The 13,738-nt window shown below is 69.5% G+C and carries 12 protein-coding genes; 5 read left to right on the top strand and 7 right to left on the bottom strand.

What is annotated here, in order from left to right:
- Positions 1-191: 191 nt before the first annotated feature.
- The 6 genes from ACTHN1_RS11910 to ACTHN1_RS11885 form a co-directional block, all read right to left on the bottom strand.
- Positions 192-2,099: a M61 family metallopeptidase gene (locus ACTHN1_RS11910; protein WP_440471152.1), complete on the bottom strand. Its 1,908-nt coding sequence runs from the start codon at positions 2,097-2,099 to the stop codon at positions 192-194.
- Between the two features lie 96 nt (positions 2,100-2,195).
- Entirely contained in the window at positions 2,196-3,596 is a 1,401-nt protein-coding gene (locus ACTHN1_RS11905; protein ID WP_440471151.1) for a serine hydrolase domain-containing protein, read from the bottom strand.
- A gap of 88 nt (positions 3,597-3,684) precedes the next feature.
- Positions 3,685-4,278, bottom strand: coding sequence for a DUF938 domain-containing protein (locus tag ACTHN1_RS11900; RefSeq protein ID WP_440471150.1), 594 nt, complete (start codon positions 4,276-4,278; stop codon positions 3,685-3,687).
- An 18-nt stretch (positions 4,279-4,296) separates the two neighbouring features.
- Entirely contained in the window at positions 4,297-5,139 is an 843-nt protein-coding gene (locus tag ACTHN1_RS11895) for an NYN domain-containing protein (protein ID WP_440471149.1), read from the bottom strand.
- A gap of 251 nt (positions 5,140-5,390) precedes the next feature.
- On the bottom strand, positions 5,391-7,487 hold the full coding sequence (locus ACTHN1_RS11890; RefSeq protein WP_440471148.1) for a M13 family metallopeptidase: 2,097 nt from the start codon (positions 7,485-7,487) through the stop codon (positions 5,391-5,393).
- Between the two features lie 109 nt (positions 7,488-7,596).
- The gene (locus tag ACTHN1_RS11885; protein ID WP_141454834.1) at positions 7,597-8,076 is read right to left on the bottom strand and encodes a winged helix-turn-helix transcriptional regulator; all 480 of its coding nucleotides are present in this window, start codon (positions 8,074-8,076) and stop codon (positions 7,597-7,599) included.
- Positions 8,077-8,231: 155 nt separating this feature from the next.
- Here ACTHN1_RS11885 and ACTHN1_RS11880 point away from each other — a divergent pair, with 155 nt between their 5' ends.
- The 3 genes from ACTHN1_RS11880 (at position 8,232) to ACTHN1_RS11870 (ending at position 11,397) form a co-directional block, all read left to right on the top strand.
- A complete protein-coding gene (locus ACTHN1_RS11880) occupies positions 8,232-9,539 on the top strand; it encodes a D-amino acid dehydrogenase (RefSeq protein WP_440471147.1) in 1,308 nt (435 codons plus the stop codon).
- Positions 9,518-10,591 carry an alanine racemase gene (alr, locus tag ACTHN1_RS11875; RefSeq protein ID WP_440471146.1) on the top strand — a complete coding sequence of 358 codons (1,074 nt, stop codon included), beginning with the start codon at positions 9,518-9,520 and terminating at the stop codon, positions 10,589-10,591. The genes ACTHN1_RS11880 and alr overlap by 22 nt, the downstream gene beginning before the upstream one ends.
- Before the next feature lie 485 nt (positions 10,592-11,076).
- Positions 11,077-11,397: an I78 family peptidase inhibitor gene (locus ACTHN1_RS11870; protein ID WP_440471145.1), complete on the top strand. Its 321-nt coding sequence runs from the start codon at positions 11,077-11,079 to the stop codon at positions 11,395-11,397.
- Here the strand turns inward: ACTHN1_RS11870 and ACTHN1_RS11865 are convergent, their stop codons facing one another.
- Positions 11,398-12,510: a DNA topoisomerase IB gene (locus ACTHN1_RS11865; protein WP_440471144.1), complete on the bottom strand. Its 1,113-nt coding sequence runs from the start codon at positions 12,508-12,510 to the stop codon at positions 11,398-11,400.
- A gap of 91 nt (positions 12,511-12,601) precedes the next feature.
- On the opposite strand from ACTHN1_RS11865, the gene ACTHN1_RS11860 reads away from it, so the two are divergent.
- Entirely contained in the window at positions 12,602-12,967 is a 366-nt protein-coding gene (locus ACTHN1_RS11860) for an I78 family peptidase inhibitor (protein WP_440471143.1), read from the top strand.
- A 304-nt stretch (positions 12,968-13,271) separates the two neighbouring features.
- Positions 13,272-13,592 (top strand): I78 family peptidase inhibitor, encoded by a 321-nt coding sequence (locus ACTHN1_RS11855; protein ID WP_440471142.1) that lies wholly within the window; start codon positions 13,272-13,274, stop codon positions 13,590-13,592.
- The last annotated feature ends 146 nt before the right edge of the window (positions 13,593-13,738 follow it).

Raw genomic sequence — 13,738 nt, 5'->3', positions numbered from 1 at the left:
GGCAAGCGGAAGCCGCGACATGCACGCCGCGCGCTCCGGCGGGTATCACGCGCCGCTACCCGCGGCGCCGGAACCAGCCCTCTTTCTGCAGGAGCGAGGCCAGTCGCGACTGCGAACTCATGCGTCCATCCATGCCCCGCCATCGGGCGGGATACGGTCGCGACTGGCGTCGCTCCCGCAGAAATGCAGCGCTAGCGCGGCGCGAGGATCTTCGAGAGGCGGTCTTCGGTGCCCGGGATGCGCTGCAGTTGCGGATAGCGCAGGCCGTCGCGGTAATCGACGCGGACGCTGCGGTACTGCTCGCCCTGGCGCACCAGCAGTTCAATCGGGCGGGGCGAGGCCTTGGCGGCGACGATCGCGCGCTTGAGGCGCTCGCCGGTATAGGCCAGGCCGTCGACGGCGACCACGGTCATGTCCCTGGCGAGTCCCGCGGTGAACGCCGGCGAGTTCCAGATGGTTTCCTGGATTTCACCGTCGGCGCCGATCTTCAGCCCGACGGAGAACCGGAAGTCGTCGTTGCCGCCCGCGCCCTCGGCATCGGCGATGGCCAGGTTCGGCGCATCGCCGTACACCAGCCGCCAGCCGCTGCGCTCCAGCCCGTCCAGCGGCGAGGCCGCGCCCTTGCCGTCCAGGCGTTCGCGCAGGAAGCCGCGCCAGTCGCCCGGCTGCACTTCGTCCAGGACCCGCACCACGTCGTCGAAGCCGTACAACGAAATCGGCGCGTCGGCGCTGGCGCCGGCATGGAAGCGACGGGCGAAGTCATCCAGGCTGCGGCGCCCGCGCGACTGCTCGCGCAGGCGCGCATCCACCGCCAGCCACAGCAGCGAACCTTCCGAGTAGAAATCGTAGCCACGCTGCCAGCTTGGCCACGCCTGCGGCGCGTCGTTGTAGTCGACGATGCCCTGGTGCACGGTGTCCTGCAGATCCCGCCAGTCGCGGCCGGGCTGGGTCGCGGCGGTCGCCAGCGTGTTCGCCAGCACCGCGCGCGCCTGCTCCGGCGTCCACAGGCCGGCGCGCGCCGCCAGCACCACCGCCCAGTACTGGGTCTGGCCTTCGTAGACCCACAGCAGCGAGTTGTCGATGGCGCTGTTGTAGTGCGGCGCCCAGGTCGTGTCCGGCCGGCGGAACTTGCCGCTCCAGGCGTGCACGTATTCGTGCGGCAGCAGATCGTTGTCGATGAAGGCGGCGTCGCCGCGCAGGTAGTCGGCGTAGGTGCCGTTCTCGCTGGACTGGCGGTGTTCCAGGCCGATGCCGCTGAAACTGTCCGACAGCGCCAGCAGGAAGTCGTAGTGCGCGAACGGGCGCGGGCCGAACACGTGATCGGCCTGCGTCACCAGCGCCCGGTGCGCCTGCAGCATGTGCGGCGACGCGTCCAGTTGCGCGGCGGTGTCGGCCATCGCGTTCAAGCGCACCGGCACGGCGCCGGTGTCCAGATCGAAGCGGCGGAAGTGCTGGCCCGCGTAGACCGGCGAATCGATCAGGGTCAGCAGATCGGTGGCGGCGTAGCGCTGCTCGGCGCCTTCGCGCGCCTCCACCGGCAACGCGGTCGCCGATTCCCAGCCGGCCGGCAACCGCAGGCTCGGCGCGACGCGGATGCGGCGCGCGTCATGCCCGGCCGGATACAGCAGCACGCGATGCCATTGCAGCGACAGCATCTGTGGGGTCATCGCCACCCGCCCCTGCGCGGAAGAGGTGGGCGAGAGGTACTGGAACGCGATCTCGATCTCGGTCACGCCCGCGGGCACGTCGAGATGGAAGGCGTACATGTCGCCCGGGTCACGACGCCAGGCGATGCGCTGGCCGTTGCCGGTGATCGCCAGCCCGGCGATCTGGTTGATCGGGCCGGTCGGCGCGTGGTTGCCGGGAATCCACTTCGGGTACCACAGGGTCAGCGGCCCGGCGGCGACCGGGATGCGTTCGCGCACCCGCTGGATGCGCCGATCGATGTCGCTGGCGTCGACCTCAAGCCGCAGCGTGCCGGGATAGTCCGCGTCGGCCAGGACCGTGGCCGGCGGCGGTGGCGCGGCCGGTCGGGCGGCCAGCGCGCCGCTCAGGCAGAGTCCCAACGAACACAGCAACCCCATCGGCAACCTGGACATTCCGCGCGCATTCCCCTCTTGGTGTTGCCGCCATCCTAGCCGTTCGTCGCGATGGCGGCGACGTGGGTGCGCGGTCCGCGCGATGCCGCGCCGCCATCACCGCGACGGCGCGTCGCCGCCGCGCGGGATGCGCTCGCCTTCGCCATCGCCCATCCGGAAGTAGCGCATCGCCACCGCGCGGCCGGCCGCGTCGCGTTCGATCCGGAAGCGGGTGAGCCGGTGCGCGTAGACGAAATCATCCACGCCGATCGGCACCACCGCATGCCGGCGCTCGCCTTCCTGCAGCACCGGTTTGCCGTCGACCATGCGCAGGGTGAATGCCCGCTCCGGATCGGCGCGATACGTGCCGAGCGCGGATTGCAGGCGGGCCGGATCCACCGCGACCGCGATCGGCTCCGGGAACGGCTCGCCCAGGGTGAACGCCGCCAGTCGCCGCGACACGTCGCCCGGTTCCTCGCCTTCGGCCGGACTGTCGGTGTTCTGCAGCACGGCCACGGTGATGTCGCTGCCCGGCAGGTACAGCAGCCGGGTGGCGAAGCCGTGGATGCCGCCGCCGTGTTCCAGCATCGGCTGGCCGCGCAGCGTCAGCGACTGGATGCCGAAGCCGTAGCCGGCGTCGATCGCCTTGCCGGTTGGCGTGATCATCTGCCGATAGGTGGCGTCCTTCAGCACCTTGCCTTCGTGCAGCGCGCGGTTCCAGCGCAGCAGATCGTCGACGGTGGTGACCAGCGCGCCGGCCGCGTGCGGCTGGGTCATGCTCAGGTAGCCGGCCTTGGCCGGATGACCGCGTTCACCGGTGTAGCCCTGGACCATGCCGGCGATCACGCCCGCGCTCTCCAGTCCGTAGCCGGTATGGCGCATGCCGAGCGGCTCGAACAGCGCCTGCTTCAGATAGGCGTGCCACGGCTGGCCGCTGACCTTCTCGATGATCGCCCCGACCAGCACGTAGCCGGAGTTGTTGTAGGCGTAGCCCTGGCCGGGCGCGAAGTCCGGCTTCAGATCCTTGAACGTCTCGATCATCTGCGCGGTGGTGCGGTCCTGTTTGATCGGCCCTTCCATCACGCCGGGGATGCTGGTGTAGCTCTTGATGCCGGAGGTGTGGTTCAGCAGCAGGCGCACGCTGACGTTTCCGCCGCCGGGGTAGTCCGGCAGGAATTTCGACAGCGGATCCTCCAGCGACAGCCTGCCCTGCTCGACCAGGGTCAGCAGCCCCGCCGCGGCCATCTGCTTGGTGATCGATCCCATCCGGAACACCTGGTCGGCGTTCAACGGCACGCCCAGCTCGATGCTGGCGCGGCCGCGCGCGCCGCGATACAGCACCTCGTCGCCACGGGCCACCAGGATCGCCGCTCCGGGGCCGTCGGCGGGATAGGTTTTCTCCACCAGCTGGCGCGCGTAGCGCTCCACCTCGGCCTTGCTGGCGGGTTCGGCGGCGCCCGCGACGCCGGCAAGCAACAGGGACACGGCGCAGACGAGCGGCAACAGCGGATGGCGCATGGCATGACTCCCCAGGGTCGATGGCCCATTCTGGGCAGCCGCCGGCGCCGCACCAAGCCGCGGAAGTCACCGTGACCTCCTTCCAGGCTCAGGCCTTGCGCCAGACCAGGCAGCGGTTGTTGGCCGGCATCGCCACGTCGTCGATCAGCAGGAAGCCGTGCGCGTTCGCCAGGGCGTCCACCGCCTCGAAATCGCGGATGCCGGAGGCCGGATCGCGCGCCTTCAGCCAGGCATCGAACTCGCGGTTGCTCTCGCTGGTGTAGCGCCCTTCGTAGTTGAACGGGCCATAGACGATCAGCGAGGCGCGCGGGCCCAGCACGCCGCCCAGTCCGGCGAAGAACGCCTGCACCGAGGCCCAGCCCATGATGTGCAGGGTGTTGGCGCTGAACGCCGCATCGAAGCGCTGGCTGGGCCATCCGCCATCGACGTCCAGTTCCAGCGGCGGCGGCGTGTTCGGCAGATCCATTTCGTCCAGCCACTGGCGGATGCCGGGCAGGTTGTCGGCGACGTCCGAACACTGCCAGGTCAGGCGCGGCAGCTTCATCGCGAAATACACCGCGTGCTGGCCGGTGCCGCTGCCGATTTCCAGCACCCGGCGGACTTCGGCGAAGTGATGGCGCAACACCGCCAGGATCGGATCGCGGTTGCGATCGCAGGCCGGCGCATGGGGTTTGTCGTCCATCATCGCGCCGGTCCTCCGTCAGTCGCGCCAGCGCACGTAGAAGCGCCGGCTGGCGCCGCCATCCCCGCCGCGTTCTTCCACTTCGAAGTGGCGGGGATGATGCTTCAGCAGATCGCTGAGTTTCTTCTGCCCGTACAGGCGCGGATCGAAGTCCGGCCGGATCTTGATCAGGTAGCTGCCGACCGTGCCCAGGAACGCCCAGCCCTGATCGTCGGAGGCCTCCTCGATGGCCTGCCGGATCAACCGCAGCGGCAGCGCCTCGCCGCGCGCCGGTTCCGGAGTCGGCGCGGCGGTGGGCTCGGCCTGCGCCGGCGCGCTCTTCGGCGCGCCGGCCTTCTTCGCCGCCTTCTTCGCCGGTTTGGCCGGCGGCTGTGGTGGCGCCGGTGGCGTCTCGCTGCGCAGCACCTCGGTGTAGACGAACTTGTCGCAGGCCTGCACGAACGCGTCGGGCGTCTTGCGCTCGCCGAAGCCGTACACCATCAGGCCTTCCTCGCGCAGGCGCTGGGCCAGGCGGGTGAAATCGCTGTCGCTGGACACCAGGCAGAAGCCGTCGAAGCGCTGGGTGTAAAGCAGATCCATCGCGTCGATGATCAGCGAACTGTCGGTGGCGTTCTTGCCGCTGGTGTAGGCGAACTGCTGCACCGGCGCGATCGAATGCTTCAGCAGCGCCTGCTTCCACTGGGTCATGCGGGTGCTGGTGAAGTCGCCGTAGATGCGCTTGACGCTGGCGACGCCGTATTTGGCGATCTCGCCCAGCAGTCCTTCGATGACCGCGGGCTGGGCGTTGTCGGCATCGATCAGCACCGCCAGGCGGCGCTGTTCGTCATCGGGTTCGGGGCGTGCGACCGGTCGGTTCTTCATGGCGCTCCTGCGGCGCTTCGCGTGCCCGGCGGACTATGCCTGCACCGGCACGCCATCGCAATCGGCCCCGGCGGCGGGCGACGGAACGAAGACAGCAAGAAGGCGGATGTTGAAAAGAGCGGACGTCGCCATCCGCCTTTCTGCTCGCTCGACTTGCAGAACGTTGCGGCGTTCCGCCCGTTGCCCTTCCCCCGCGTGCGGGGGAAGGCCGGGATGGACGCGCGTCCGCCGGTCGCGGTGCAGGCGCTGGCTTACCAGATCTTGACGCGGTCCTTCGGCTCCAGGAACAGCTTCTCGCCCGCTTTGGACGGGAACGCCGCGTACCAGGCGTCGACGTTGCGCACGGTCTGGGCGCGATAACGGCCCGGCGCGTGGCCGTCGCCGATCACCTGCGCGCGCAGCGCCGCGTCGCGGGTCTTGGTGCGCCACGCCTGCGCGTAGGCGATGAAGAAGCGCTGATCGCCCGTCAGGCCGTCGATCACCGGCGCTTCCTTGCCGCCCAGCGACTTCCTGTACGCGGTGTAGGCGATGGCCAGGCCGGACACGTCGGCGATGTTCTCGCCCAGCGTCTGCTCGCCGTTGATGTGCAGGCCCGGCATCGGCTCGTAGGCGTTGTACTGCGCGACCAGGCGATCGCCGGCGGCCTTGAAGTGGGCCGCGTCTTCCGGCGTCCACCAGTTGCGCAGGCGGCCCTGGTCGTCGAACTCGGCGCCGGTGTTGTCGAAGCCGTGGCTGATCTCGTGGCCGATCACCGCGCCGATCGCGCCGTAGTTGGCGGCCGCGTCGGCCTTGGGATCGAAGAACGGCGCTTCCAGGATCGCGGCCGGGAAGTTCATCGCGTTCTGCAGCGGCAGCTGCACGGCGTTGACCGTCTGCGGGGTCATCCACCATTCGGCGCGATCGGCCGGCTTGCCCAGCTTGGCGGTCTGGTGGCGGTACTCGAACTCTTCGGCGCGGCGCGCGTTGCCGAGCGGATCGTCGGCCTTCACTTCCAGCGACGCGTAGTCGCGCCAGGTCTCCGGATAGCCCACGCCGACCCGCATGGTCGCGGCCTTGGCCTTGGCCTTCTCCTTGGTCGCCGGGGTCATCCACTCCAGCTTGTCCACGCCCTCGCGGAACGCGGCCAGGATGTTGTTGACCATCTCCTCGACCTGCGCCTTGGACGAGGCCGGGAAGTACTGCTTCACGTAGATCTGGCCGATGGCGTCGCCGAGCGCGCCGTTGGTGGCGCCGATCGCGCGCTTCCAGCGATCCCGCTGCTTGGGCGTGCCCTGCAGGGTCTTGCCGTGGAACTCGAAGCTGGCGTCGGCGTAGGCCTTGGGCAGCAGGCCGGCGCTGTGATCGATGGCGTGGAAGCGCAGATAGTCCTTCCAGGTCTGCAGCGGCTGGCTGGCGACCAGCGCCGACAGCTTCTTGATGGCTTCCGGCTGCCAGGCGATCAGCACTTTCTGCCCGCCCAGGCCGGCGCCGTCGAAGAACGCCTTCCAGTCCATGCCCGGCGCCTTGCCGGCGAACGCCGCGGTCTCCCACGGATTGTTGGCCTTGTGCACGTCCTGGCTGTCGACGATGTTGGCGTGCGCGTTGGCGATCTTCATTTCCAGATCGAAGATCGCCTTGGCCTTGGCGGCCGCGTCGGCGTCGCTGGCGCCGGCCAGCTTCAGCTGGTGGGCGATGTAGGCCTGGTACTTCTCGCGGTTGGCGGCCATCTCCTTGTCGGCGGCCAGGTAGTACTCGCGGTCCGGCATGCCCAGGCCGCCCTGCATCAGGTAGCCCACGTTCTGCGAGGGATCTTCCAGGCCCTGCGCGACGAACAGGCCGAACAGGTTGTCGGTGGCGAAGTTGGTGGCGTTGAGCGGATCGGTGTCGGCGCGCACGGTGCTGCCGATGTAGCGCGCCAGATCGGCGGGCGTGGCGATCGCGTCGACGCGGTCCAGCCACGGCTGCAACGGCGCCAGGCCGCGCTGCTCGATGCCCGCCTCGTCCATGAAGGCGGCGTAGTAGTCGGCGATCTTGCGCTCGGGGGTGCCGGCGGCCGGGTTGGCCTTGGCCAGGCCCTGGACCAGATCGGCGTTGCGCTTCTCGGCCTTCTGGAACACTTCCAGGAACACGCCGGTGCTGGAACGGTCGTCCGGAATCACCGCGTTCTTGCGCCAGCCGCCGTTGGCGTATTCGTCGAAGTCGTCGCCCGGCGCGACCGCCTTGTCCAGGCCGGCCAGATCGATGCCGATGACCGGCGCGGCGGCGGGCGCTTCGGCCTTGGGCGCTTCGGCGGCGGGCTCGGGAGTGCGGTTGCAGGCGCTGGCGCCGCATAGAGCGGCGGTCAGCAGGATCCAGCGGTGGGCGTGCATGGGCGGGACCTCGGGGAGGGTGGGAACAAAGTCGCCCACGATACTCCCGCCGCGCGCGCCAAGGTCATGTGCGGAAGGTCATCCCGCGGCGTTCAGGCATCGCCGCCACTCAATCCGGCACCGGCAGGCTCAGGGTTTCCTTGACCTCTTCCATCACGATGTAGCTCTTGGACTCGCGCACGTGCGGCAGGGTCAGCAGGGTGCTGCCGAGCAGCTTGCGGTAGGAGGCCATCTCGGAGATGCGGGCCTTGATCAGGTAATCGAAATCGCCCGAGACCAGGTGGCACTCCAGCACGTTGGGCAGGCGCAGGGCGGCGCGGCGGAACTCCTCGAAGATGTCGCCGGACTTGTAGGCCAGGCTGATCTCCACGAACACCAGCAGGTTGGCCTTGAGGTACTGCGGATCCAGCCGGGCGTAGTAACCGGTGATGACGCCGTCGCGCTCCAGCCGGCGGACCCGCTCGGTGCAGGGCGTGGTCGACAGCCCGACCCGTTCGCCCAGCTCGGTGAAGGAAATCCGCCCCTCCTCCTGCAGCACCCGCAGGATGTTGCGGTCGATCTTGTCCAGTTCGCGGCGGCGCTGGGTCATGGCGGCTCCAAGGAAGCGGGGCTTTCTGGTGGTTTCCACCAATGTTGCCACCAAATACGGAAAATAACCCTATACAACCGTCCCTATACTCGCCGAACTCATGTTCCCGGCCTTTCGAAGCAGGGAATTGTCTGGAAACAGGGCGGAGCATCCTCATGCGGGTACTGGTACTGGGTAGCGGGGTCATCGGCACGAGCAGCGCGTGGTACCTGGCGCGCGCCGGTTTCGAAGTGACGGTCATCGATCGGCAGGCCGGCCCGGCCGGCGAAACCAGCTTCGCCAACGCCGGCCAGATCTCGCCGGGCTACGCCTCGCCGTGGGCGGCGCCGGGCGTGCCGCTGAAAGCGCTGAAGTGGCTGTTCTCCAGGCACGCGCCGCTGGCGATCCGCCCCGGCCTGGATCCGAACCAGTACCTGTGGCTGGCGCAGATGCTGCGCAACTGCACCCAGTCCCGTTACGCCATCAACAAGGCGCGGATGGTGCGCCTGTCCGAGTACAGCCGCGACTGCCTGGACGAGCTGCGCGCGGAAACCGGCATCGGCTACGAAGGCCGCCAGCTCGGCACCACCCAGCTGTTCCGCACCCAGGCCCAACTGGATGGCGCGGCCAAGGACATCGCGGTGCTGGACGAATACGGCGTGCCCTACGAACTGCTGGATCGCGAGGGCATCGCCCGGGTCGAACCGGCGCTGGCGAGCGTGTCCGACAAGCTGGTCGGCGCGCTGCGCCTGCCCAACGACCAGACCGGCGACTGCCAGTTGTTCACCCAGCGGCTGGCGGCGATGGCCGCCGCGGCGGGCGTGGAATTCCGCTACGGCCAGACCATCGAGGCGCTGGAAACCCAGGGCGGCCGCATCCGCGGGGTGCGCGTCGACGGCAAGCTGGAAACCGCCGACCGCTACGTGCTGGCGCTGGGCAGCTATTCGCCGAAGTTGCTGGCGCCGCTGGGCATCCGCCTGCCGGTGTATCCGCTCAAGGGCTATTCGCTGACCCTGCCGATCGTCGACGCGGCGATGGCGCCGACCTCCACCATCCTCGACGAGACCTACAAGATCGCGATCACCCGCTTCGACGATCGCATCCGCGTCGGCGGCATGGCCGAGGTGGCCGGCTTCGATCTGTCGCTCTCGCCCAAGCGCCGCGCCACCCTGGAAATGGTGGTCGGCGATCTGTATCCGCGCGGCGGCGATCTGTCGCGCGCCAGTTTCTGGACCGGCCTGCGCCCGGCCACGCCCGACGGCACGCCGGTGGTGGGCGCGACCTCGTATCCGAACCTGTTCCTCAACACCGGACATGGCACACTGGGCTGGACCATGGCGTGCGGCTCGGGCCGCTACCTGGCCGACCTGATGGCCTCGCGCATGCCGCAGATCAGCGGCGAAGGCCTCGACATTTCCCGCTACGGCGCGCGCCGCGGCGGCCACGACCCCCAGCCTGAACCATGCGCCCAGCCCGCGCGCTGATCGACCTGCAGTCCCTGCGCCACAACTACCGCATCGCCCGCGAACTCGCGGGCGGCCGTTCCCTCGCCGTGGTCAAGGCCGATGCCTACGGGCACGGCGCGGTCCGCTGCGCGCAGGCGCTGGAGGCCGAAGCCGCCGACGGCTTCGCGGTCGCCTGCCTGGAAGAGGCGCTGGCCCTGCGCGGCGCCGGCATCCACTCGCCGATCCTGCTGCTGGAAGGGTTCTTCGAAGCCGACGAGCTGCCGGTGATCGCCGCCCATGATCTGTGGTGCGTGATCCACGCGGACTGGCAGATCGAGGCGCTGGCGCGGGCCACGCTGGAACGCCCGTTGCGGATCTGGCTGAAGCTGGATTCGGGCATGCACCGGGTCGGTCTGGCGCCACAGGACTACCGCGCCGCCTGGCAGCGCTTGAACGCGTTGCCGCAGGTGGCCTCGGTGGTGGCGATGACCCACTTCGCCCGCGCCGACGAACTGGACAGCGCGCGCACCACCGAACAGGTGGACGCCTTCGCCGCGACGCTGGGCGATCTGCCCGGCGAACGCAGCCTGTCCAATTCGCCCGGCCTGCTCGGCTGGTCCGGCATCGGCGGCGACTGGGGTCGCGCCGGGCTGATGCTGTACGGCGCCAGCCCGTTCCCGGACGCGCATCCGCAGGCCGACCGCCTGCGCCCGGTGATGACCGCCGAATCGAAGATCATCAGCGTGCGCGAACTCGCCGCCGGCGAACCGATCGGCTACGGCGGCGGCTTCGTCACCGAGCGTCCGACCCGGGTCGGCGTGGTCGCCTTCGGCTACGCCGACGGCTATCCGCACTTCGCCCCCACCGGCACCCCGGTCGCCATCGACGGCCAGCGCGGCCGGCTGATCGGCCGGGTCTCGATGGACATGCTCACCGTCGACCTGACCGACCTGCCGCAGGCGGGCCTGGGCAGCCGGGTCGAACTGTGGGGCGCGCAGGTGCCGGTCACCGAGCTGGCCCGCCACGCCGATGGCAGCGCCTACTCGCTGCTGTGCGGCCTGAAACGCGCGCCACGGGTCTATCGCGACTGACCTGTCTTCCCCTTCGAAGAAAGGGGACCGAGGGGGATTTGCTTCTGCTTCCGGCGCAAGTTCCCCATCGCCCGCTTCGCGGCCGCCCGCCCCCTTTTTCAAAGGGAGCCGCTCCGGAAAGTCCCACTCTTCCTCCCCGAGGGGATTTGCTTCTGCTCCCAGCGCAAATTCCCCATCGCCCGCTTCACGGCCGCCCGCCCCCTTTTTCAAAGGGGGCCGCTCCGGAAAGCCCCGCTCTTCCTCCCCCTTCGAAGAAGGGGGACCGAGGGGATTTGCTTCTGCTCCAGCGCAAGTTCCCCATCGCCCGCTTCGCGGCCGCCCGCCCCTTTTTCAAGGGGGGTAGCTCCGGAAAGCCCCGATCTTCCTCCCCCTTCGAAGATGGGGGACCGAGGGGGATTTTGCTTTCCGCTTCAACCCGCGACACACAGCGCGAAGCGCGTTCGGCATACCATGCGCGCCATCCACCCGCCGATAAGGAAGCCGCCATGTCCCTGCGCACCCTGCTGGGTTTCGCCACCCTCACCGCCGCCCTGGCGATGACCGCCTGCAGCACGACCCCCACCGCTGACGCCGGCGCGGACGACGCGCCCAAGCCCGGCTCGGGCAAATGCAGCGCCGAACCCGTGCAATGGGCCGTCGGCCAGGAAGGCAACCAGGCCAACATGGGCCGCGTCTGGCGCGAGAGCGGCGCCGGCCTGATCCGTCCCATCGGTCCCAACCAGGCCGTCACCATGGACTACCGCGAGGACCGGGTGAACGTGCACCTGGACAAGGACAACAAGATCACCCAGGTCACCTGCGGCTGATTACCGCTTCGTGGCCGCCTTGCGCGGCTGCCTGCCACCCGCCGCCGCGCCCGCGGCGTCGCGGTGGGCCCGTTCCAGGAACCGCAGCGCGGCGCGCTCCCACTGGCGCGCTCCGCGCGCGCCGTTCGCGCAGCGCGCCAGGCGGCCGTCGCGCCAGCCCTCGAACACGCACGGGTCGATGTAGGCCTTGCGGCAGACCGCCACCGTGTTCCCCAGCATCCCGGCCACCGCCTCGGTGACCGTTTGCCCGACCCGCGCCAGCGCGCGCTCACCGCCCCGCATCGGCACCGGAATCGCCGCCAGCTGCTGGAACGCGGCCAGGGTGCCGCCCCAGGTGCGGAAATCCTTGGCGGTGAACGCCTCGCCCATCGCCTCGCGCAGGTAATCGTTGACCGCTCCCGAATCCACCGGATGCAACTGGCCGTCGTCGTCGCGGTACTGGAACAACGCCTGCCCGGGCAACTGCCGGCAGGCGCGCACCAGCCGGACCAGCCGCCGGTCGTCGACCGCGACGTCCTGCACCTGTCCGCCCTTGCCGGTGAAACGCAGCCGCACGCGGTCGCCACGCACGAACTCGACGTGCCGGTTGCGCAGCGTGGTCAGGCCGAACGAACCGTTGTCGCGCACGTAGCCGGCATTGCCCACGCGCACCAGGGTCGCGCCCATCAACGCCACCACGATCGCCAGCACCTTGGCGCGCGGATACCCCGGCAGCGCCAGATCCGCGCGAACCCGCCGGCGCAGGCGCGGCAGGGCCTTTCCAAAGGCGACGATCCGCGTGAACTTGCCGTTGCCGCGCACGGCGCTCCATTGCCGGTGGTAGCGATACTGCTTGCGCCGGCGCGCATCGCGGCCGGTCGCCTGCAGATGACCGCGCGCATGCGGGCAGATCCACACCTCGGTGTAGGCCGGCGGCACCGCCAGCGCGCGGATGCGTTCCAGTGTCGCCGCGTCACGGATCCGCGCGCCCGCCGGATCCAGGTAGACGAAGCCCTTTCCCACGCGACGTCGACGGATGCCGGGTTCGACGTCGCTGACATGGATCAGGCCGGCCTCGCGCGCCTGCTGCGCGGCCTCGGCGAGCGTGTTCAAGACTCCACGTGATTCAGCCATGGCGGGATCCTGCCGCCGCGTCCGGTTAACGACATGCGAATGCACGCTGGGCGATGCTTGGCCCCATCACTCGTTTGATGTTGGAGCCTGCATGTCCCGTTACGCGATTCCCGCCCTGCTGCTGACCCTGACGCTCGCCGCCTGCTCGGCACCCGCACCCGACGAACAGACCGAGGCCGCCGAGCAATCGCAGGCCGCCGCCGCCGCGCAGGCCGAACCCGGCAGCGATCCCACCGGCACCGCACCCGCGCCGGGCAGCTGCGACGACACCCAGGCGCAGTGGATCATCGGCAAGGCGGCCACCCCGGCCGACACGGAGCAGGCGGGCAAGGACGCGAAGGCCAACGCCGTGCGCACGCTCAAGCCGGGCGAAGCGGCCACCATGGACTTCAATCCCAACCGCCTGAACATCGATCTGGACGACAAGGGCGTGGTGACCGCGGTTCGCTGCGGCTGATCGATCGCCGTGCCTTGGGGCGGACTGTTTTCGTGCCGTTGAAAGGCCGCCCCATCCCGGCCTTCCCCCGCAGGCGGGGGAAGGGGTGTCACTCGGACGCCGCTCTTTCCTCCTCGACCGTCTGCAAGGAAGCCGGGCGAGATACGCAAACAGCCCTCTTCTCCGCTCGCGGGGGAGGGCCGGTGTGGCGGCCGGCGCTCGCCGCCAACCCGCCCCGCGCGATCGCGTACACGGAAACCCCTTAAGATCCTCTCCCTCCGCATCGATGCCGCCGGCATCGGCACGCACCGGGAAGGGATCCCGCATGGCCAGGAAGCTCCGCACTCTCGCATGGCTGTTCGCCGCCGCGCTCGCCGGCTGCGGTTCCTCGCCTCCACCGAAAGCCGCGACTCCCGCCAGGACCGCGCTGGCGCCCTTGCCGCCACGCTGTGATCCTGCCGCCGCGCAGGCGGTGATCGGATTGCCGATCGACGCCGGCGTGATCGAAAAAGCGCGCGCCGCCGCGGGCGCGGACATGGCGCGTGCGGTGCGTGCGGATCAGGTCGGCGTGCAGGACTACCGCGCAGGCCGCCTCAACCTTTACCTCGATGCGCAACGACGCGTCGCGCGCGTCGGCTGCGGTTGAGCACGCACGCGATCCCCGCGCTCAGCAGACCAAAGAAAAGCCACTGAAAAGTTGCTTCTGCAACTATCGTCGGGCTTCGTCGGATCCATGTTGCGGCACCGCAACATCTGTGCTTTAGTCGGGCTTCCGGTGACATTTCGAAGTGC

Source organism: Pseudoxanthomonas sp., from assembly GCF_051953815.1.
Taxonomy (GTDB): Bacteria; Pseudomonadota; Gammaproteobacteria; order Xanthomonadales; family Xanthomonadaceae; genus Pseudoxanthomonas_A.
The sequence above is the reverse complement of the archived record's forward strand: the minus strand, read 5'-3'. Positions and strand labels throughout refer to the sequence as shown.